The organism is Escherichia sp. E1V33, assembly GCF_004211955.1.
Lineage (GTDB): Bacteria > Pseudomonadota > Gammaproteobacteria > Enterobacterales > Enterobacteriaceae > Escherichia.
The window spans coordinates 1-20,144 of record NZ_RHJI01000022.1; the positions used below are offsets into that span (position 1 = coordinate 1).

The window sequence follows — 20,144 nt, forward strand, 5'->3', positions numbered from 1 at the left end:
GGGAACTGCCAGGCATCAAATTAAGCAGTAAGCCGGTCATAAAACCGGTGGTTGTAAAAGAATTCGGTGGAGCGGTAGTTCAGTCGGTTAGAATACCTGCCTGTCACGCAGGGGGTCGCGGGTTCGAGTCCCGTCCGTTCCGCCACCCTAATTAGGGGCGTAGTTCAATTGGTAGAGCACCGGTCTCCAAAACCGGGTGTTGGGAGTTCGAGTCTCTCCGCCCCTGCCAGAAATCATCCTTAGCGAAAGCTAAGGATTTTTTTTATCTGAAATAACCCATCCTAATAAATCCATCTACCGGCGTCCTTGCCAGCCATTCAGATTAATACACTTCATCCAGTACGTTAATTTTCAATAGATCGCGAATCACCGCATGTTTGTCGCTATTTTGCAGCCATATGGCATAAAGTGGTCGTGAAAGTGTTGTACTGTCGACAACAGTATGCAGACCGCCTTTTTTACGCGCCCAACTTACTGGCAGCCAGGTGCAGCCATTAAGCATTTCAATCTGTTGTTGTGCCAGTTCAGCAGAACTGGTAGTCAGGATTGGGACTTCATCAGCACCAATCAAACCTGTCTCATGCTGTTGAAAATCTGGACCCCATTCCAGACGTAGGTAGTTAAGATCACCCTTTAACTTAGAGGGGGCGCTGGTATAGAGCGCTAAGGTGAAATGTCCCAACAACTGACTACTAAACTCGTCCATTTTGGGCGCTTCAGTAGTAATAAGAAGATCAAGCTGACGTTCATGTAGCTGTTTTACCAGAGACTGTCGTTGGGCAATTCGCGCTTCAAATTGCAGGCCTGTGTGGGCATCCTGATTCTGATACAAGCGTCCCAGCCACTGATTAAGCATACATTCCCACAGCGAGGCGCTGGCACCGATAGAAAACTCATTATGTCGTGAGGTATGCGCCACCTCCTTACGGGCGGCCTGCCAGGTGCTCATGAGCGTTTCTGCATAAGGCAGAAGCTTTTCTCCGGCAGCGGTTAAACGGATATTGTTTCTGTGGCGGGTGAAAAGATTCACACCCAGTTGATTTTCCAGTTGTCTGATTCGAAAGCTCACGGCTGATTGGGTCAGATAGAGCGATTCAGCCGCTCGACCAAAGTGACGCGTTCGGCTAACTTCCAGGAAAGTTTTTAACAATTCCGTATCCACAGTGCTCTCCGCAAAATTATTTGTCGTTATGATTTAAATGTTTTGTTTTACACTCTGTCAAGCGTAACTAATACTCCGCGCCATAACTAGCTCGGTCAAAGAATTAGGAGCGTGCAGGATGGCGGAAAGCTTTACGACGACTAATCGATATTTCGACAATAAACATTATCCACGTGGATTCTCTCGTCATGGTGATTTCACCATCAAAGAGGCACAACTGCTTGAACGTCATGGTTATGCCTTCAATGAGCTGGATCTCGGCAAACGCGAACCGGTTACCGAGGAAGAGAAACTCTTCGTAGCAGTATGCCGTGGCGAACGTGAGCCAGTGACAGAAGCAGAACGCGTGTGGTCCAAATATATGACGCGTATCAAGCGTCCAAAACGTTTTCACACTCTTTCCGGCGGTAAACCGCAGGTCGAAGGTGCTGAAGACTACACCGATTCCGACGATTAATAAAAAGGGCGAAATGCCCTTTTTTTATGTCAGTAGTTTTTGTAAATGAATAAGCAAGCGATCGATAGCTCGATAGCTAACTGCCTCCTGTAAATGCTGGCGTGTGATGACGTCAGACTGTTCAATATCAGCAATAGTTCTCGACACCTTCAGTAATCGCTGCCAGGCACGAATCGATAATCCCAGATGAAGTAGCGTTTCTTCCAGCCACTGCGCGTCTTCGCTCTCAAGCTTGCAGAATTGGCGTATTTCCGGACTATCCAGCCAGGCATTCAGTTTATTCTGCCGCTTAAATTGGCGCTCTCTGGCGGCCATTACGCGTTGTTTAACGGTGGCGCTGTTTTCCCCCTGAACAACCGCTTTACTCAAAATACCGGGTGGCGGTAGAGGGATCTCCAGTGAGAGGTCAAATCGGTCAAGAAAGGGACCAGAGAGTCGGTTTAGGTAACGCAGTGTTTGTTCTGGCGTACAGCGGTTATGGTTCCCCTGATAATGTCCGGTAGGGCTAGGATTCATCGCCGCAACAAGCTGGAAACGGGCCGGGTAGGTTATTTTGGCCCGCGTGCGTGAAAGATGGATCTGCCCAGACTCAATTGGTTCCCGCAAGGCATCTAATGTACGTCGTTCAAATTCAGGTAGTTCATCAAGAAAAAGCACGCCGTTATGCGCCAGCGAAATTTCACCAGGCCCGGGAATTGCGCCACCGCCTACCATCGCAGTTAACGACGCACTGTGATGCGGTGAACGGAACGGGCGCTGCCGCCATTGTTTTTGTACTGATTCAGCATTCACCAGACTTAATATCGCGGCACTTTCCAGAGCTTCTTCATTACTTAAATCTGGCAATAAGCCATTAATACGGCTGGCGAGCATTGTTTTACCTGTTCCTGGCGGCCCAATCAGTAAAAGGTTGTGGCCCCCTGCGGCGGTTATTTCCAGCCCTCGCTTTCCTTGCTCCTGACCTACAACATCACTGAGATCATGTTGTAATACCCTGAACTCCGCATCAGTAGGTGCTGGACGTTCGAGAGAATGCTTACCTTCCAGAAACGCACAGACAGCTTGTAAATGATCGGCTATCAAGCACCCTTCACCATTAATTAACCCTACTTCAGCTTCGTTATCTTTCGCGACGATAATTTTTCTGCCCGACTTAATAGCTTCAGTTGCACTGGAGATTGCGCCGGGAACGCCACGCAGAGCGCCTGTAAGCGCCAGTTCTCCGACTAATTCATATTCATGCAACTTATTGGCTGTAAGCTGTTCAGAGGCTGCCAGCAAAGCAATAGCGATAGGCAAATCATATCGCCCTCCTTCTTTCGGCAGGTCGGCTGGTGCAAGGTTAATGGTGATTTTTTTCGCTGGATATTCATATCCGCTATTGATAATGGCGCTGCGCACGCGATCGCATGCTTCTTTTACCGTTGTTTCAGGTAAACCGACCATCGTTAATCCTGGTAGACCTTTACTGATATGAACCTCAACAGTGATCGGGGGTGCATTTACTCCCAGAGCTGCACGAGTATGAACAATTGACAGTGACATAAGCCCTCCTTGAGCCACTATTATGTGCATAAGAGATCGCTGCTGTAGTCTGCCAGATTGCGTTAATTAGCGTCTGATTCCCGTTTATTTATGCAACGTGATCTGAGTTGTATGAGTGATGGAATAACTCTCGCAAAAATGAGAACTAAAAAATTAGCCTCTGGACGAGGGTACGAAACATACGGAAATTGAATTTTTTTCACTCACCATTTTTTATATAGAAAACAATGGTCTTTATCGAAATAGTTGGGGGTGCAACAAAAAGTGATTAAAAAATATCTTGTGCAATTTGCAAAATCTATGGTAACTCTTTAGGCATTCCTTCGAACAAGATGCAAGAAAAGACAAAATGACAGCCCTTCTACGAGTGATTAGCCTGGTCGTGATTAGCGTGGTGGTGATTATTATCCCACCGTGCGGGGCTGCACTTGGACGAGGAAAGGCTTAGAGATCAAGCCTTAACGAACTAAGACCCCCGCACCGAAAGGTCCGGGGGTTTTTTTTGACCTTAAAAACATAACCGAGGAGCAGACAATGAATAACAGCACAAAATTCTGTTTCTCGAGATTCAGGACGGGGAACTAACTATGAATGGCGCACAGTGGGTGGTACATGCGTTGCGGGCACAGGGTGTGAATACCGTTTTCGGTTATCCGGGTGGCGCAATTATGCCGGTTTACGATGCATTGTATGACGGCGGCGTGGAGCACTTGCTGTGCAGACATGAACAGGGCGCGGCAATGGCGGCTATCGGCTATGCCCGCGCTACGGGAAAAACTGGCGTATGTATCGCCACGTCTGGTCCTGGCGCAACCAATCTGATAACCGGGCTTGCGGACGCGCTGTTAGATTCCATCCCTGTTGTTGCCATCACCGGTCAGGTGTCCGCACCGTTTATCGGCACCGACGCATTTCAGGAAGTGGATGTCCTGGGATTGTCGTTAGCCTGTACCAAACACAGCTTCCTGGTACAGTCGCTGGAAGAGTTGCCGCGCATCATGGCTGAAGCGTTTGAAGTTGCCAGCTCAGGTCGTCCTGGCCCGGTTCTGGTCGATATCCCAAAAGATATTCAGTTAGCCAGCGGTGACCTGGAACCGTGGTTCACCACCGTTGAAAACGAAGTGACTTTCCCACATGCCGAAGTCGAGCAAGCGCGCCAGATGCTGGCAAAAGCGCAAAAACCGATGCTGTACGTTGGCGGTGGCGTGGGTATGGCGCAGGCAGTTCCCGCTCTGCGTGAATTTATCGCTGCCACAAAAATGCCTGCCACCTGTACGCTGAAAGGGCTGGGCGCAGTTGAAGCGGATTATCCGTACTATTTGGGCATGCTGGGAATGCACGGCACCAAAGCGGCGAACTTCGCGGTGCAGGAGTGCGATCTGCTGATCGCTGTGGGTGCACGTTTTGATGACCGGGTGACCGGCAAACTGAACACTTTCGCGCCACTCGCCAGCGTTATCCATATGGATATCGATCCGGCAGAAATGAACAAGCTGCGTCAGGTACATGTGGCATTACAGGGTGATTTAAATGCTCTGTTACCAGCATTACAGCAGCCATTAAATATCAATGAATGGCAGCAACACTGCGCGCAGCTGCGTGATGAACATGCCTGGCGTTACGACCATCCCGGAGACGCTATCTACGCGCCGTTGTTGTTAAAACAACTGTCGGATCGTAAACCTGCGGATTGCGTCGTGACCACAGATGTGGGGCAGCACCAGATGTGGGCTGCCCAGCACATCGCCCATACTCGCCCGGAAAATTTCATCACCTCCAGCGGATTAGGCACCATGGGGTTCGGTTTACCGGCGGCGGTTGGCGCACAAGTCGCGCGACCGAACGATACCGTCGTCTGTATCTCCGGTGACGGCTCTTTCATGATGAATGTACAAGAGCTGGGCACCGTAAAACGCAAGCAGTTACCGTTGAAAATCGTCTTACTCGATAACCAACGGTTAGGGATGGTTCGACAATGGCAGCAACTGTTTTTCCAGGAACGATACAGCGAAACCACCCTTACCGATAACCCCGATTTCCTTATGTTAGCCAGCGCCTTCGGCATCCCTGGCCAACACATCACCCGTAAAGACCAGGTTGAAGCGGCACTCGACACCATGCTGAACAGTGATGGGCCATACCTGCTTCATGTCTCAATCGACGAACTTGAGAACGTCTGGCCGCTGGTGCCGCCTGGTGCCAGTAATTCAGAAATGTTGGAGAAATTATCATGATGCAACATCAGGTCAATGTATCGGCTCGCTTCAATCCAGAAACCTTAGAACGTGTTTTACGCGTGGTGCGCCATCGTGGTTTCCACGTCTGCTCAATGAATATGGCCGCCGCCAGCGATGCACAAAATATAAATATCGAATTGACCGTTGCCAGCCCACGGTCGGTCGACTTACTGTTTAGTCAGTTAAATAAACTGGTGGACGTCGCACACGTTGCCATCTGCCAGAGCACAACCACATCACAACAAATCCGCGCCTGAGCGCAAAAGGAATATAAAAATGACCACGAAGAAAGCTGATTACATTTGGTTCAATGGGGAGATGGTTCGCTGGGAAGACGCGAAGGTGCATGTGATGTCGCACGCGCTGCACTATGGCACCTCGGTTTTTGAAGGCATCCGTTGTTACGACTCGCACAAAGGACCGGTTGTATTCCGCCATCGTGAGCATATGCAGCGTCTGCATGACTCCGCCAAAATCTATCGTTTCCCGGTTTCGCAGAGCATTGATGAGCTGATGGAAGCTTGTCGTGACGTGATCCGCAAAAACAATCTCACCAGCGCCTATATCCGTCCGCTGATCTTCGTCGGTGATGTTGGCATGGGTGTAAACCCGCCAGCGGGATACTCAACCGATGTGATTATCGCCGCTTTCCCGTGGGGAGCGTATCTGGGCGCAGAAGCGCTGGAGCAGGGGATCGATGCGATGGTTTCCTCCTGGAATCGCGCAGCACCAAACACCATCCCAACCGCGGCGAAAGCCGGTGGTAACTACCTCTCTTCCCTGCTGGTGGGTAGCGAAGCGCGCCGCCACGGTTATCAGGAAGGTATCGCGCTGGATGTGAATGGTTACATCTCTGAAGGCGCAGGCGAAAACCTGTTTGAAGTGAAAGATGGTGTGCTGTTCACCCCACCATTCACCTCCTCCGCGCTGCCGGGTATTACCCGTGATGCCATCATCAAACTGGCGAAAGAGCTGGGAATTGAAGTGCGTGAGCAGGTGCTGTCGCGCGAATCGCTGTATCTGGCGGATGAAGTGTTTATGTCCGGTACGGCGGCAGAAATCACGCCAGTGCGCAGTGTAGACGGTATTCAGGTAGGTGAAGGCCGTTGTGGCCCGGTCACCAAACGCATTCAGCAAGCCTTCTTCGGCCTCTTTACCGGCGAAACCGAAGATAAATGGGGCTGGTTAGATCAAGTTAATCAATAAATACAAAAAATGGGACGGCACGCACCGTCCCATTTACGAGACAGACACTGGGAGTAAATAAAGTATGCCTAAGTACCGTTCCGCCACCACCACTCATGGTCGTAATATGGCGGGTGCTCGTGCGCTGTGGCGCGCCACCGGAATGACCGACGCCGATTTCGGTAAGCCGATTATCGCGGTTGTGAACTCGTTCACCCAATTTGTACCGGGTCACGTCCATCTGCGCGATCTCGGTAAACTGGTCGCCGAACAAATTGAAGCGGCTGGCGGCGTTGCCAAAGAGTTCAACACCATTGCGGTGGATGATGGAATCGCTATGGGCCACGGGGGGATGCTTTATTCACTACCGTCTCGCGAACTGATCGCTGATTCCGTTGAGTATATGGTCAATGCCCACTGCGCCGACGCAATGGTCTGCATCTCTAACTGTGACAAAATCACCCCGGGGATGCTGATGGCCTCTCTGCGCCTGAATATTCCGGTGATCTTTGTTTCCGGCGGCCCGATGGAGGCCGGGAAAACCAAACTGTCCGATCAGATCATCAAGCTCGATCTGGTTGATGCGATGATCCAGGGGGCAGACCCGAAAGTTTCTGACTCCCAGAGCGATCAGGTTGAACGTTCCGCATGCCCAACCTGCGGTTCCTGTTCCGGGATGTTCACCGCTAACTCGATGAACTGCCTGACCGAAGCGCTGGGCCTGTCGCAGCCGGGCAACGGCTCGCTGCTGGCAACCCACGCCGACCGCAAGCAGCTGTTCCTCAACGCTGGTAAACGCATTGTTGAGCTGACCAAACGTTACTATGAGCAGGATGATGCCTCTGCGCTGCCGCGTAACATTGCCAGCAAAGCGGCATTTGAAAACGCCATGACGCTGGATATCGCGATGGGCGGCTCTACCAACACCGTTCTCCACCTGCTGGCGGCGGCGCAGGAAGCGGAAATCGACTTCACCATGAGTGATATCGACAAACTTTCGCGTAAAGTCCCGCAGTTATGCAAAGTTGCGCCGAGCACCCAAAAATACCATATGGAAGATGTTCACCGTGCTGGTGGTGTTATCGGTATTCTCGGCGAACTGGATCGCGCTAACTTACTGAATCGCGATGTGAAAAACGTACTTGGCCTGACGTTGCCGCAAACGCTGGAACAATACGACGTTATGCTGACCCAGGATGACGCGGTAAAAAATATGTTCCGCGCCGGCCCTGCGGGTATCCGTACCACCCAGGCATTCTCGCAAGATTGCCGTTGGGATACGCTGGACGACGATCGCGCCAATGGCTGTATCCGCTCGCTGGAACACGCCTATAGCAAAGACGGCGGCCTGGCGGTGCTCTACGGTAATTTCGCAGAAAACGGCTGCATCGTTAAAACCGCGGGCGTCGATGACAGCATCCTCAAATTCACCGGCCCGGCGAAAGTATACGAAAGCCAGGACGACGCGGTAGAAGCGATTCTCGGCGGTAAAGTTGTCGCCGGAGATGTGGTAGTAATTCGCTATGAAGGCCCAAAAGGTGGTCCGGGGATGCAGGAAATGCTCTACCCAACCAGCTTCCTGAAATCAATGGGGCTCGGTAAAGCCTGTGCGCTGATCACCGACGGTCGTTTCTCTGGCGGCACCTCTGGCCTTTCTATCGGCCACGTCTCACCGGAAGCGGCAAGCGGCGGCAGCATTGGCCTGATTGAAGACGGCGACCTGATCGCCATCGACATTCCGAACCGTGGCATTCAGTTACAGGTAAGCGATGCCGAACTGGCGGCGCGTCGTGAAGCGCAGGAAGCCCGTGGCGACAAGGCCTGGACGCCGAAAAATCGTGAACGTCAGGTCTCCTTTGCGCTGCGCGCCTACGCCAGCCTGGCAACCAGCGCCGATAAAGGTGCGGTGCGCGATAAATCGAAACTGGGGGGTTAATGATGGCTGACTCACAACCTCTCTCCGGCACCCCGGAAGGTGCCGAATATTTAAGAGCGGTGCTACGCGCACCGGTCTACGAAGCGGCGCAGGTCACGCCGCTACAAAAAATGGAAAAGCTCTCGTCTCGTCTTGATAACGTGATTCTGGTGAAGCGCGAAGATCGCCAGCCAGTTCATAGCTTTAAGTTGCGCGGCGCATACGCCATGATGGCGGGCCTGACGGAAGAACAAAAAGCGCACGGCGTGATCACCGCTTCTGCGGGCAACCACGCGCAGGGTGTGGCGTTTTCTTCTGCGCGGTTAGGCGTGAAGGCGCTGATCGTCATGCCAACCGCTACCGCCGATATCAAAGTTGATGCGGTACGCGGCTTCGGCGGCGAAGTGCTGCTTCACGGCGCGAACTTTGATGAAGCAAAAGCCAAAGCGATCGAACTGTCACAGCAGCAGGGCTTCACCTGGGTGCCGCCGTTCGACCATCCGATGGTGATCGCCGGGCAAGGTACGCTGGCGCTGGAACTGCTCCAGCAGGACGCCCATCTCGACCGCGTATTTGTGCCGGTCGGCGGTGGTGGTCTGGCGGCGGGCGTGGCGGTGCTGATCAAACAACTGATGCCGCAAATCAAAGTGATCGCCGTAGAAGCGGAAGATTCCGCCTGTCTGAAAGCGGCGCTGGATGCGGGTCATCCCGTTGATCTGCCGCGCGTGGGGCTATTTGCTGAAGGCGTAGCGGTAAAACGCATCGGCGACGAAACCTTCCGTTTATGCCAGGAGTATCTCGACGACATCATCACCGTCGATAGTGATGCCATCTGTGCGGCGATGAAGGATTTATTCGAAGATGTGCGCGCGGTGGCGGAACCTTCCGGCGCGTTGGCGCTGGCGGGAATGAAAAAATACATCGCCCAGCACAACATTCGCGGCGAACGACTGGCGCATGTGCTTTCCGGTGCCAACGTGAACTTCCACGGCCTGCGCTACGTCTCGGAACGCTGCGAACTGGGCGAACAGCGTGAAGCGTTGCTGGCGGTCACCATCCCGGAAGAAAAAGGCAGCTTCCTCAAATTCTGCCAGCTGCTTGGCGGGCGTTCGGTCACTGAGTTCAACTACCGCTTTGCTGATGCCAAAAACGCCTGCATCTTTGTCGGTGTGCGCCTGAGCCGCGGCCTCGAAGAGCGCAAAGAAATTTTGCAGATGCTCAACGACGGCGGCTACAGCGTGGTTGATCTCTCCGACGACGAAATGGCGAAGTTGCATGTGCGCTATATGGTCGGCGGGCGTCCATCGCATCCGTTGCAGGAACGCCTCTACAGCTTCGAATTCCCGGAATCGCCGGGCGCGCTGTTGCGCTTCCTCAACACGTTGGGTACGCACTGGAATATTTCTTTATTCCATTATCGCAGCCACGGTACCGACTACGGGCGCGTACTGGCGGCGTTCGAGCTTGGCGATCATGAACCGGATTTCGAAACCCGGCTGAATGAGCTGGGCTACGATTGCCACGACGAAACCAATAATCCGGCGTTTAGATTCTTTTTGGCGGGTTAGGGAAAAATGCCTGATGGCGCTTCGTTTATCAGGCCTACCCACGCGACAACGTCATTTGTGGTTCGGTAAAATCTTCCAGAACGCCTCAATCAGCGGCTCATGCAGCCGCTTTTTTTGTGCACACACGCCCAGTTCAAACGGCGTTTTCTCATCGCTGCGATCTAAAATCATTACCCGGTTGCGTACAGGCTCCGGGCTGTTTTCCAGCACCACTTCCGGCAACAAGGCTACGCCGCAACCGAGCGCCACCATTGATACCATTGCTTCATGCCCGCCGACCGTGGCGTAAATCATCGGGTTGCTGATTTTATTGCGTCGGAACCACAACTCAATGCGGCGGCGCACCGGTCCCTGATCGGCCATAATAAACGGCACTGTAGACCAGTCTGGCTTCTCTACCGAAACCTGATTACGCACCGGGCAGGGCAGCGCGGGCGCAATCAGCACCACCGCCAGGTTCTCCAGCATCGAAAATGCCACCGCGCCGGGCAGAGTCTCCGGCTTCCCGGCAATCGCCAAATCCGCTTCCCCCGTCACCACCTTTTCCATCGCATCCGCCGCATCGCCGGTGGTGAGCTTGATCTCCACCGACGGATGTTCCGCGCGGAAGCGGTCGAGAATGGGCGGCAGATGGCTGTAAGCGGCAGTCACCGAGCAGAAGATATGTAATTCGCCAGAGAGCGACGGTCCTTGCTGATCGATGGTGTGACGCAATTGCTGATACTGCAACAACGTTTGCTGGGCGAAAACACGCAGTTCTTCGCCCGCTTCCGTCAGCGTCACCGTGCGGTTATCGCGCACAAACAGCGGTTGGCCGAGATCTTCTTCCAGGCGCTGAATCTGCCGTGAAAGCGTAGACGGGCTAACGTGCATCGCCCGCGCGCTGCGGCCAAAATGGCGGCTTTCCGCCAGATGCAGGAAGGTTTTCAGATCGCGTAAATCCAATGGGGCAGCCCTCGATGTTGACGTTGCAGAAATTGCAATGTGACGTTGTGAATATATCAATTTCCGCAATATATTTCCTGTCATATAGTGAATTCAATCTCGCAAACGCGAACCGAACAATAAGAAGCACAACATCACGAGGAATCACCATGGCTAACTACTTCAATACACTGAATCTGCGCCAGCAGCTGGCACAGCTGGGCAAATGTCGCTTTATGGGGCGCGATGAATTCGCCGATGGCGCGAGCTACCTTCAGGGTAAAAAAGTAGTCATCGTCGGCTGTGGCGCACAGGGTCTGAACCAGGGCCTGAACATGCGTGATTCTGGTCTCGATATCTCCTACGCTCTGCGTAAAGAAGCGATTGCCGAGAAGCGCGCGTCCTGGCGTAAAGCGACCGAAAATGGTTTTAAAGTGGGTACTTACGAAGAACTGATCCCACAGGCGGATCTGGTGGTTAACCTGACGCCGGACAAGCAGCACTCTGATGTAGTGCGCACCGTACAGCCACTGATGAAAGACGGCGCGGCGCTGGGTTACTCGCACGGTTTCAACATCGTCGAAGTGGGCGAGCAGATCCGTAAAGACATTACCGTAGTAATGGTTGCGCCGAAATGCCCTGGCACCGAAGTGCGTGAAGAGTACAAACGTGGATTCGGCGTACCGACGCTGATTGCCGTTCACCCGGAAAACGATCCGAAAGGCGAAGGTATGGCGATTGCCAAAGCCTGGGCGGCAGCAACCGGTGGTCACCGTGCAGGCGTGCTGGAATCTTCCTTCGTTGCGGAAGTGAAATCTGACCTGATGGGCGAGCAAACCATTCTGTGCGGTATGTTGCAGGCTGGCTCGCTGCTGTGCTTCGACAAGCTGGTGGAAGAAGGCTCCGACCCGGCATATGCGGAAAAACTGATTCAGTTCGGCTGGGAAACCGTCACCGAAGCGCTGAAACAGGGCGGCATCACCCTGATGATGGACCGTCTCTCTAACCCGGCGAAACTGCGCGCTTACGCGCTCTCTGAACAGCTGAAAGAGATTATGGCACCGCTGTTCCAGAAACATATGGACGACATCATCTCCGGCGAATTCTCCTCCGGCATGATGGCAGACTGGGCTAACGACGATAAGAAACTGCTGACCTGGCGTGAAGAAACCGGCAAAACCGCGTTCGAAACCGCGCCGCAGTATGAAGGTAAAATTGGCGAGCAGGAGTACTTCGATAAAGGCGTACTGATGATCGCGATGGTGAAAGCGGGTGTTGAACTGGCGTTCGAAACTATGGTCGATTCCGGCATCATTGAAGAATCTGCTTACTATGAGTCACTGCACGAGCTGCCGCTGATTGCCAACACCATCGCCCGTAAGCGTCTGTACGAAATGAACGTGGTTATCTCTGATACTGCCGAGTACGGTAACTATCTGTTCTCTTACGCTTGTGTGCCGTTGCTGAAACCGTTTATGGCAGAGCTGCAACCGGGCGATCTGGGGAAAGCTATTCCGGAAGGTGCGGTAGATAACGCGCAACTGCGTGATGTGAACGAAGCGATTCGCAGTCATGCGATTGAGCAGGTAGGTAAGAAACTGCGCGGCTATATGACAGATATGAAACGCATTGCTGTTGCGGGTTAATAGCGATTCAGAGTTCAAGGCCTTCTCCCGGAGAAGGCCTTGCTATTAGTTACGGTAAAGCACCTTAATGATGTGGTAACCGAACTGGGTATGCAGCGGGCCAGTCGGCTCCAGTACCGGACAAGAGAACACAACTTTATCGAACGCCGGAACCATCTGACCCTGGCGGAATTCACCTAAATCACCGCCGCGTTTGCCTGACGGGCAAATGGAGTGTTTCTTCGCCAGCTTGCCGAAATCGGCACCGTTCTTAATCTGCTCGAGAAGATCCAAAGCCAGTTTCTCTTCTTTTACAAGGATATGCAGTGCTGCTGCTGTTTTTGCCATGATCGTGCCTTGAGTGGTAAGGATGAGGCTGGCTATACTACCACGCTGTTATTTTCCCCTCCCGACTTTCATTGAGCGATTTTCCTATGCGTCTAAACCCCGGCCAACAACAAGCTGTCGAATTCGTTACCGGCCCCTGCCTGGTGCTGGCGGGCGCGGGTTCCGGTAAAACTCGTGTTATCACCAATAAAATCGCCCATCTGATCCGCGGTTGCGGTTATCAGGCGCGGCACATTGCGGCGGTGACCTTTACTAATAAAGCAGCGCGTGAGATGAAAGAGCGTGTCGGGCAGACGCTGGGGCGCAAAGAGGCGCGTGGGCTGATGATCTCCACTTTCCATACGTTGGGGCTGGATATCATCAAGCGTGAGTATGCGGCGCTTGGGATGAAAGCGAACTTCTCGTTGTTTGACGATACCGATCAGCTTGCTTTGCTCAAAGAGTTGACTGAGGGGCTGATTGAAGATGACAAAGTTCTCCTGCAACAACTAATTTCGACCATCTCCAACTGGAAGAACGATCTCAAAACTCCGGCGCAGGCGGCGGCAGAGGCAAAGGGCGAGCGGGATCGTATTTTTGCCCATTGTTATGGGCTGTATGATGCACACCTGAAAGCCTGTAACGTTCTCGACTTCGATGACCTGATTTTATTGCCGACGTTGCTGTTGCAACGCAATGAAGAAGTTCGTGAACGCTGGCAGAACAAAATTCGCTACCTGCTGGTGGACGAATATCAGGACACCAACACCAGCCAGTATGAGCTGGTGAAACTGCTGGTGGGCAGCCGCGCGCGCTTTACCGTGGTGGGTGATGATGACCAGTCGATCTACTCCTGGCGCGGCGCACGTCCGCAAAACCTGGTGCTGTTGAGTCAGGATTTCCCGGCGTTGAAGGTTATTAAGCTTGAGCAGAACTACCGCTCTTCCGGGCGTATTCTGAAAGCGGCGAACATTCTGATCGCCAATAACCCGCACGTCTTTGAAAAGCGTCTGTTCTCCGAACTGGGTTACGGCGCGGAGCTAAAAGTTTTAAGCGCGAATAACGAAGAACATGAAGCCGAGCGCGTCACCGGTGAACTGATTGCGCATCACTTTGTCAATAAAACGCAGTACAAAGATTACGCTATTCTCTATCGCGGTAACCATCAGTCGCGGGTGTTTGAAAAATTCCTGATGCAAAACCGCATCCCGTACAAAATTTCTGGTGGTACGTCGTTTTTCTCCCGTCCTGAAATCAAGGACTTGCTGGCTTATCTGCGCGTGCTGACTAACCCGGACGATGATAGTGCGTTCCTGCGTATCGTTAACACGCCGAAGCGAGAGATTGGCCCGGCGACGCTGAAAAAGCTGGGTGAGTGGGCGATGACGCGCAATAAAAGCATGTTTACCGCCAGCTTTGATATGGGATTGAGTCAGACGCTGAGCGGACGTGGTTATGAGGCGTTGACCCGCTTTACTCACTGGCTGGCGGAAATCCAGCGTCTGGCTGAGCGGGAGCCGATTGCCGCGGTGCGTGATCTGATCCACGGCATGGATTATGAATCCTGGCTGTACGAAACATCGCCCAGCCCGAAAGCCGCCGAAATGCGCATGAAGAACGTTAATCAGTTATTTAGCTGGATGACGGAGATGCTCGAAGGCAGCGAACTGGATGAGCCGATGACACTCACCCAGGTGGTGACGCGCTTTACTCTGCGCGACATGATGGAGCGTGGTGAGAGTGAAGAAGAGCTGGATCAGGTGCAACTGATGACTCTCCACGCGTCGAAAGGACTGGAGTTTCCTTATGTCTACATGGTCGGTATGGAAGAAGGGTTTTTGCCGCACCAGAGCAGCATTGATGAAGACAATATTGATGAGGAGCGGCGGCTGGCCTATGTCGGCATTACCCGCGCCCAGAAGGAATTGACCTTTACGCTGTGTAAAGAACGCCGTCAGTACGGCGAACTGGTGCGCCCGGAGCCGAGCCGCTTCCTGCTGGAGCTGCCGCAGGATGATCTGATTTGGGAACAGGAGCGCAAAGTGGTCAGTGCCGAAGAACGGATGCAGAAAGGGCAAAGCCATCTGGCGAATCTGAAAGCGATGATGGCGGCAAAACGAGGGAAATAATCAAGGCCGGAAAAGATGCGTCAGCATCGCATCCGGCACTTACTCATTAATGCACTTCCAACGGCCAGTGGACATAGCTCTGCCACTGGCTTTCCTGATCAATAATCTCTTTACCCAGCGGATGTTGGGTTAGCCAACCTTGCGGAAGCGTCAAGGTCAACAGCTCATGATCGGCCTGTAATTTAATATCTGGTACTAAATCATCACGACGACGGCTGGCAAAAATGATGGCCAGGCGCAGTAAACGGCAGAGTTGTTCTGCGACACGCGGCGGTACGGCATTTTGCTGATGCAGCGATGAGAGATCGACCGGATTCGTCTGGTTGAGCAGTAGCGTCGCCAGCAGCTTTTTCTGCGCGGGGGTAAAACCGGGAAGATCCAGATTACGCACCAGATAAGCGGCATGTTGAGGCGCTTGTTTGAAATCAACGCTAAGGCCAATTTCATGAAGCTGACAGGCACTGATCAGTAAATCGCGGCTAATCGCTTCAAGATGCCAGGTATTTTCGACCTGATCGAACAAGTTAGCGGCAAGTTTCGCGACACGCTGTGCTTGATCGGTATCAATCATAAAGCGACGTTGAATATTACGCAGTGTTCGGCTGCGAATATCCTGCTCGACCGCCAGATGCAGCATCCCATAAACCAGACCTTCACGCAGCGCACCGCCCGCCAGGGTCATACACTGAATGTTCAGTTCGGTAAAAATGGCGATCAGGATCGCCAGACCACTCGGGAACACTAACGCGCGTTCCAGCGTCAGCCCGTCAATCTCCAGTTCCTCCAGCCGACCGCAATGAATGGCGCGTTGTTTCAGTTGCTGCAACTTTTCCAGGGTAATGCGTTCATCCATCCCCTGTGCCATCATGATTTCCTGTAACGCCTGCACGGTGCCGGAAGCACCAACGCACACTTTCCAGCCGTGATAGCGCAATTCATCGGCAACCGGGCGTAGCACTTCGCGCGCGGCTTGTTCGGCAGCGACAAAGTTTTCTTGCCCCAGATTACGATCGGCAAAATAGCGTTCCAGCCAGGTGACGCAGCCCATCGACAGGCTGAACAACGAGGTGGTTTGTGCACCCGTGCCGGTTACCAGTTCAGTACTGGCACCGCCTATATCCACCACCAGACGCTGATCGGCACCGCCAGTGGTGTGAGCAACGCCCTGATAAATCAGACGTGCTTCCTCTTCACCGCTGATCACCTGTACCGGACAACCGAGGATTTCCTGCGCTTTGGCAATAAAATCACCAGCATTGACGGCAAGGCGTAACGTCGCCGTAGCGACAACGCGAATTTGCGAGGGAGGGATATCTTGCAGACGTTCAGCAAACAGGCGCAGACATTGCCAGCCGCGCTCCATTGCTTCATTAGACAGGGCATTTTCGCTGTTCAGGCCAGCAGCCAGACGCACTTTGCGTTTAATTCGCGTCAGCGTCTGGATGCTTCCAGCCACCTCGCGCACAACCAGCATATGAAAACTATTCGAACCGAGATCAATGGCTGCATACAGCGACGAGGTGGAACCCATACTCTTCATCCTTCAATCTGTCTCTGTGTTGGCTGCGTTCTTTCACCCAAATCACTTACTACAGTAAGCTCATCGGGATTCATTCTCTTGCCATCTTGATACAGTTTGAATGATTTTGAGTATGACATTTTTTATTTAACCTGAACGACGACGATTACGCGGAGCGCCAGTACGACGCGGACCATTGCCTGTACGCGGGCGCGTGAGGCGCAGCGGTTTTGGCAGATCGGTCATCAATGCGTCCGGATTGTATTTGCTTACCGGAATAGAGTGACCAATATAGGTCTCAATAGCAGGCAAATTCAATGCATACTCTTCACATGCCAGGCTGATGGAATGACCACTTGCGCCTGCACGACCTGTACGACCAATACGGTGAACGTAATCTTCACAGTCATCCGGTAAATCGTAGTTAAAGACGTGCGTCACTGCCGGGATATGCAGGCCACGCGCGGCAACGTCGGTGGCAACCAGAATATCCAAATCACCACGGGTAAATTCATCAAGAATACGCAGACGTTTTTTCTGCGCTACATCACCCGTTAACAGGCCAACACGGTGACCATCTGCCGCCAGGTGACCCCAGATCTCTTCACAACGATGTTTGGTGTTGGCGAAAATAATCGCTCTGTCTGGCCACTCTTCTTCGATCAGCGTTTGCAGCAAACGCATTTTTTCTTCGTTAGAAGGGTAGAAAAGCTCTTCTTTAATACGGTGGCCCGTTTTCTGTTCCGGTTCCACTTCAATATATTCGGCATTGTTCATCTGCTCGAACGCCAGTTCACGTACCCGGTACGAAAGCGTGGCGGAGAACAGCATGTTGAGGCGCTGGTTTGCAGGCGGCATACGGCGGAACAGCCAGCGGATATCTTTAATAAAGCCCAGATCGTACATGCGATCGGCTTCGTCCAGTACCACTACCTGAATGGCACCGAGGTTAATGTGGTTCTGCTTGGCGTAGTCAATTAAACGACCCGTGGTGCCAATCAGAATGTCAACGCCGCTTTCCAGCACTTTCAGCTGTTTGTCGTAGCCATCACCACCGTAAGCCAGACCTAGTTTCAGGCCGGTAGCTTGCGCAAGTGGCTCCGCGTCGGCGTGGATCTGCACTGCAAGTTCACGCGTCGGTGCCATAATTAAGGCACGCGGTTGATTCACCTTGCGATCGGCAATCGCGGGATGAGAGAGAAGATAATGAAACGTTGACGTAAGAAACGCCATCGTTTTTCCGGTACCGGTTTGCGCCTGCCCGGCTACGTCACGACCCGCCAGCGTCAGCGGAAGGGCCAGTGCCTGAATGGGCGTACAGTTATGAAACCCTTTTTTTTCAAGGGCTTCTACAACCTTCGGATGCAGGGCGAAGTCGGAAAACTTCTGTTCTGTTAAATGTGTTTTGCTCATAGTGTGGTAGAATATCAGCTTACTATTGCTTTACGAAAGCGTATCCGGTGAAATAAAGTCAACCTTTAGTTGGTTAATGTTACACCAACAACGAAACCAACACGCCAGGCTTATTCCTGTGGAGTTATATATGAGCGATAAAATTATTCACCTGACTGACGACAGTTTTGACACGGATGTACTCAAAGCGGACGGGGCGATCCTCGTCGATTTCTGGGCAGAGTGGTGCGGTCCGTGCAAAATGATCGCCCCGATTCTGGATGAAATCGCTGACGAATATCAGGGCAAACTGACCGTTGCAAAACTGAACATCGATCAAAACCCTGGCACTGCGCCGAAATACGGCATCCGTGGTATCCCGACTCTGCTGCTGTTCAAAAACGGCGAATTGGCGGCAACCAAAGTGGGCGCACTGTCTAAAGGTCAGTTGAAAGAGTTCCTCGACGCTAACCTGGCGTAAGGGAATTTCATGTTCGGGTGCCCCGTCGCTAAAAACTGGACGCCCGGCGTGAGTCATGCTAACTTAATGTTGACTTCGTATTAAACATACCTTATTAAGTTTGAATCTTGTAATATCCAACGCTTCCTGTTTTTCTTAAATGCGAAGTGAACAGATTTCTGGCTCGTCACTCAATCCGTCTTGTCGTTTCAGTTCTGCGTACTCTCCTGTGACCAGACAGCGAAAAGACATGAGTTGATGACCGTAAACAGGCATGGATGATCCTGCCATACCATTCACAACATTAAGTTCGAGATTTACCCCAAGTTTAAGAACTCACACCACTATGAATCTTACCGAATTAAAGAATACGCCGGTTTCTGAGCTGATCACTCTCGGCGAAAATATGGGGCTGGAAAACCTGGCTCGTATGCGTAAGCAGGACATTATTTTTGCCATCCTGAAGCAGCACGCAAAGAGTGGCGAAGATATCTTTGGTGATGGCGTACTGGAGATATTGCAGGATGGATTTGGTTTCCTCCGTTCCGCAGACAGCTCCTACCTCGCCGGCCCTGATGACATCTACGTTTCTCCTAGCCAAATCCGCCGTTTCAACCTCCGCACTGGTGATACCATCTCTGGTAAGATTCGCCCGCCGAAAGAAGGTGAACGCTATTTTGCGCTGCTGAAGGTTAACGAAGTTAACTTCGACAAACCTGAAAACGCCCGTAACAAAATCCTCTTTGAGAACTTAACGCCGCTGCACGCAAACTCTCGTCTGCGTATGGAACGTGGTAACGGTTCTACTGAAGATTTAACTGCTCGCGTACTGGATCTGGCATCACCTATCGGTCGTGGTCAGCGTGGTCTGATTGTGGCACCGCCAAAAGCGGGTAAAACCATGCTGCTGCAGAACATTGCTCAGAGCATTGCTTACAACCATCCAGATTGCGTACTGATGGTTCTTCTTATTGACGAACGTCCGGAAGAAGTAACCGAGATGCAGCGTCTGGTTAAAGGTGAAGTTGTTGCATCTACCTTTGACGAACCCGCATCTCGCCACGTTCAGGTTGCGGAAATGGTGATCGAGAAGGCGAAACGCCTGGTTGAGCACAAAAAAGACGTTATCATTCTGCTCGACTCCATCACTCGTCTGGCGCGCGCTTACAACACCGTTGTTCCGGCGTCAGGTAAAGTGCTGACCGGTGGTGTAGACGCCAACGCCCTGCATCGTCCGAAACGCTTCTTCGGTGCGGCACGTAACGTGGAAGAGGGGGGCAGCCTGACCATTATCGCGACAGCGCTTATCGATACCGGCTCCAAAATGGACGAAGTTATTTACGAAGAGTTTAAAGGTACAGGTAACATGGAACTGCACCTCTCTCGTAAGATCGCTGAAAAACGCGTCTTCCCGGCTATCGACTACAACCGTTCCGGTACCCGTAAAGAAGAGCTGCTCACCACTCAGGAAGAGCTGCAGAAAATGTGGATCCTGCGCAAAATCATTCACCCGATGGGCGAAATCGACGCGATGGAATTCCTCATTAATAAGCTTGCGATGACCAAGACCAATGATGATTTCTTCGAGATGATGAAACGCTCATAAGTTAGTGTTACAGCAAAACGCCACGTGTTTACGTGGCGTTTTGCTTTTATATCTGTAATCTTAGCGGTATACCTGCGGCGGTGTGAAAATTCC

At 52.4% G+C, this 20,144-nt stretch carries 19 protein-coding genes and 2 tRNA genes; 15 read left to right on the forward strand and 6 right to left on the reverse strand.

Translation table 11 applies throughout. The features are described 5' to 3' along the window. Positions 1-68: 68 nt before the first annotated feature. Positions 69-145: transfer RNA gene (locus tag D9742_RS19595), tRNA-Asp, on the forward strand. 8 nt (positions 146-153) lie between these two features. Continuing rightward, positions 154-229 (forward strand) — tRNA-Trp (locus D9742_RS19600). Between the two features lie 93 nt (positions 230-322). On the opposite strand, the gene hdfR is transcribed toward D9742_RS19600, so the two are convergent. Continuing rightward, entirely contained in the window at positions 323-1,162 is an 840-nt protein-coding gene (hdfR, locus tag D9742_RS19605) for an HTH-type transcriptional regulator HdfR (RefSeq protein WP_130237960.1), read from the reverse strand. Between the two features lie 118 nt (positions 1,163-1,280). Here hdfR and maoP point away from each other — a divergent pair, with 118 nt between their 5' ends. Beyond that, the gene (maoP, locus tag D9742_RS19610) at positions 1,281-1,619 is read left to right on the forward strand and encodes a macrodomain Ori organization protein MaoP (protein WP_000841001.1); all 339 of its coding nucleotides are present in this window, start codon (positions 1,281-1,283) and stop codon (positions 1,617-1,619) included. Positions 1,620-1,643: 24 nt separating this feature from the next. Here maoP and D9742_RS19615 read toward each other — a convergent pair whose 3' ends face one another. Beyond that, a complete protein-coding gene (locus D9742_RS19615) occupies positions 1,644-3,164 on the reverse strand; it encodes a YifB family Mg chelatase-like AAA ATPase (protein ID WP_130237961.1) in 1,521 nt (506 codons plus the stop codon). Positions 3,165-3,513: 349 nt separating this feature from the next. Here D9742_RS19615 and ilvL point away from each other — a divergent pair, with 349 nt between their 5' ends. From ilvL to ilvA, 7 genes are all read left to right on the forward strand, one after another. Further along, the gene (gene ilvL / locus D9742_RS19620; protein ID WP_001311244.1) at positions 3,514-3,612 is read left to right on the forward strand and encodes an ilv operon leader peptide; all 99 of its coding nucleotides are present in this window, start codon (positions 3,514-3,516) and stop codon (positions 3,610-3,612) included. Between the two features lie 86 nt (positions 3,613-3,698). Continuing rightward, complete coding sequence (gene ilvX / locus D9742_RS19625; protein WP_001387183.1) at positions 3,699-3,749, forward strand: peptide IlvX; 51 nt, start codon at positions 3,699-3,701, stop codon at positions 3,747-3,749. A gap of 2 nt (positions 3,750-3,751) precedes the next feature. Continuing rightward, positions 3,752-5,398: an acetolactate synthase 2 catalytic subunit gene (ilvG, locus tag D9742_RS19630; protein ID WP_130237962.1), complete on the forward strand. Its 1,647-nt coding sequence runs from the start codon at positions 3,752-3,754 to the stop codon at positions 5,396-5,398. Continuing rightward, positions 5,395-5,658 carry an acetolactate synthase 2 small subunit gene (gene ilvM, locus D9742_RS19635; RefSeq protein WP_000983255.1) on the forward strand — a complete coding sequence of 88 codons (264 nt, stop codon included), beginning with the start codon at positions 5,395-5,397 and terminating at the stop codon, positions 5,656-5,658. The genes ilvG and ilvM overlap by 4 nt, the downstream gene beginning before the upstream one ends. Positions 5,659-5,677: 19 nt before the next feature. Then, complete coding sequence (gene ilvE / locus D9742_RS19640) at positions 5,678-6,607, forward strand: branched-chain-amino-acid transaminase (RefSeq protein ID WP_000208520.1); 930 nt, start codon at positions 5,678-5,680, stop codon at positions 6,605-6,607. Positions 6,608-6,671: 64 nt separating this feature from the next. Further along, positions 6,672-8,522, forward strand: a complete 1,851-nt coding sequence (gene ilvD, locus D9742_RS19645) for a dihydroxy-acid dehydratase (protein WP_130237963.1) — start codon at positions 6,672-6,674, stop codon at positions 8,520-8,522. 2 nt (positions 8,523-8,524) lie between these two features. Further along, the gene (gene ilvA / locus D9742_RS19650; RefSeq protein WP_075331503.1) at positions 8,525-10,069 is read left to right on the forward strand and encodes a threonine ammonia-lyase, biosynthetic; all 1,545 of its coding nucleotides are present in this window, start codon (positions 8,525-8,527) and stop codon (positions 10,067-10,069) included. Between the two features lie 51 nt (positions 10,070-10,120). On the opposite strand, the gene ilvY is transcribed toward ilvA, so the two are convergent. Next, a complete protein-coding gene (ilvY, locus tag D9742_RS19655) occupies positions 10,121-11,014 on the reverse strand; it encodes an HTH-type transcriptional activator IlvY (RefSeq protein WP_112046700.1) in 894 nt (297 codons plus the stop codon). 149 nt (positions 11,015-11,163) lie between these two features. Between ilvY and ilvC the strand changes: the two genes are divergently transcribed. Then, positions 11,164-12,639, forward strand: coding sequence for a ketol-acid reductoisomerase (gene ilvC, locus D9742_RS19660; RefSeq protein ID WP_130237964.1), 1,476 nt, complete (start codon positions 11,164-11,166; stop codon positions 12,637-12,639). Between the two features lie 45 nt (positions 12,640-12,684). On the opposite strand, the gene ppiC is transcribed toward ilvC, so the two are convergent. Next, entirely contained in the window at positions 12,685-12,966 is a 282-nt protein-coding gene (gene ppiC / locus D9742_RS19665) for a peptidylprolyl isomerase PpiC (RefSeq protein WP_001140251.1), read from the reverse strand. Positions 12,967-13,052: 86 nt separating this feature from the next. On the opposite strand from ppiC, the gene rep reads away from it, so the two are divergent. Next, positions 13,053-15,074, forward strand: coding sequence for a DNA helicase Rep (gene rep / locus D9742_RS19670; RefSeq protein ID WP_001238867.1), 2,022 nt, complete (start codon positions 13,053-13,055; stop codon positions 15,072-15,074). A gap of 46 nt (positions 15,075-15,120) precedes the next feature. On the opposite strand, the gene gppA is transcribed toward rep, so the two are convergent. Continuing rightward, the gene (gppA, locus tag D9742_RS19675) at positions 15,121-16,605 is read right to left on the reverse strand and encodes a guanosine-5'-triphosphate,3'-diphosphate diphosphatase (protein WP_130237965.1); all 1,485 of its coding nucleotides are present in this window, start codon (positions 16,603-16,605) and stop codon (positions 15,121-15,123) included. Between the two features lie 135 nt (positions 16,606-16,740). Continuing rightward, positions 16,741-18,006, reverse strand: a complete 1,266-nt coding sequence (gene rhlB, locus D9742_RS19680) for an ATP-dependent RNA helicase RhlB (protein WP_000047508.1) — start codon at positions 18,004-18,006, stop codon at positions 16,741-16,743. Between the two features lie 130 nt (positions 18,007-18,136). Here rhlB and trxA point away from each other — a divergent pair, with 130 nt between their 5' ends. The 3 genes from trxA to rho all read left to right on the forward strand — a co-directional run bounded on the left by trxA (position 18,137) and on the right by rho (position 20,051). Continuing rightward, positions 18,137-18,466: a thioredoxin TrxA gene (gene trxA, locus D9742_RS19685; protein ID WP_064530526.1), complete on the forward strand. Its 330-nt coding sequence runs from the start codon at positions 18,137-18,139 to the stop codon at positions 18,464-18,466. Between the two features lie 139 nt (positions 18,467-18,605). Further along, a complete protein-coding gene (rhoL, locus tag D9742_RS19690; protein ID WP_032145636.1) occupies positions 18,606-18,704 on the forward strand; it encodes a rho operon leader peptide RhoL in 99 nt (32 codons plus the stop codon). 87 nt (positions 18,705-18,791) lie between these two features. Further along, positions 18,792-20,051 carry a transcription termination factor Rho gene (gene rho, locus D9742_RS19695; RefSeq protein ID WP_001054527.1) on the forward strand — a complete coding sequence of 420 codons (1,260 nt, stop codon included), beginning with the start codon at positions 18,792-18,794 and terminating at the stop codon, positions 20,049-20,051. The last annotated feature ends 93 nt before the right edge of the window (positions 20,052-20,144 follow it).

What these genes read in the sequence shown, in the direction of transcription:
- maoP (WP_000841001.1), top strand. Translation starts at nt 1,281, where the DNA reads ATGGCGGAAAGCTTTACGACGACTAATCGATATTTCGACAATAAACAT.
- D9742_RS19615 (WP_130237961.1), bottom strand. Translation starts at nt 3,164, where the DNA reads ATGTCACTGTCAATTGTTCATACTCGTGCAGCTCTGGGAGTAAATGCA.
- ilvL (WP_001311244.1), top strand. Translation starts at nt 3,514, where the DNA reads ATGACAGCCCTTCTACGAGTGATTAGCCTGGTCGTGATTAGCGTGGTG.
- ilvG (WP_130237962.1), top strand. Translation starts at nt 3,752, where the DNA reads ATGAATGGCGCACAGTGGGTGGTACATGCGTTGCGGGCACAGGGTGTG.
- ilvM (WP_000983255.1), top strand. Translation starts at nt 5,395, where the DNA reads ATGATGCAACATCAGGTCAATGTATCGGCTCGCTTCAATCCAGAAACC.
- ilvE (WP_000208520.1), top strand. Translation starts at nt 5,678, where the DNA reads ATGACCACGAAGAAAGCTGATTACATTTGGTTCAATGGGGAGATGGTT.
- ilvD (WP_130237963.1), top strand. Translation starts at nt 6,672, where the DNA reads ATGCCTAAGTACCGTTCCGCCACCACCACTCATGGTCGTAATATGGCG.
- ilvA (WP_075331503.1), top strand. Translation starts at nt 8,525, where the DNA reads ATGGCTGACTCACAACCTCTCTCCGGCACCCCGGAAGGTGCCGAATAT.
- ilvC (WP_130237964.1), top strand. Translation starts at nt 11,164, where the DNA reads ATGGCTAACTACTTCAATACACTGAATCTGCGCCAGCAGCTGGCACAG.
- ppiC (WP_001140251.1), bottom strand. Translation starts at nt 12,966, where the DNA reads ATGGCAAAAACAGCAGCAGCACTGCATATCCTTGTAAAAGAAGAGAAA.
- rep (WP_001238867.1), top strand. Translation starts at nt 13,053, where the DNA reads ATGCGTCTAAACCCCGGCCAACAACAAGCTGTCGAATTCGTTACCGGC.
- gppA (WP_130237965.1), bottom strand. Translation starts at nt 16,605, where the DNA reads ATGGGTTCCACCTCGTCGCTGTATGCAGCCATTGATCTCGGTTCGAAT.
- rhlB (WP_000047508.1), bottom strand. Translation starts at nt 18,006, where the DNA reads ATGAGCAAAACACATTTAACAGAACAGAAGTTTTCCGACTTCGCCCTG.
- trxA (WP_064530526.1), top strand. Translation starts at nt 18,137, where the DNA reads ATGAGCGATAAAATTATTCACCTGACTGACGACAGTTTTGACACGGAT.
- rhoL (WP_032145636.1), top strand. Translation starts at nt 18,606, where the DNA reads ATGCGAAGTGAACAGATTTCTGGCTCGTCACTCAATCCGTCTTGTCGT.
- rho (WP_001054527.1), top strand. Translation starts at nt 18,792, where the DNA reads ATGAATCTTACCGAATTAAAGAATACGCCGGTTTCTGAGCTGATCACT.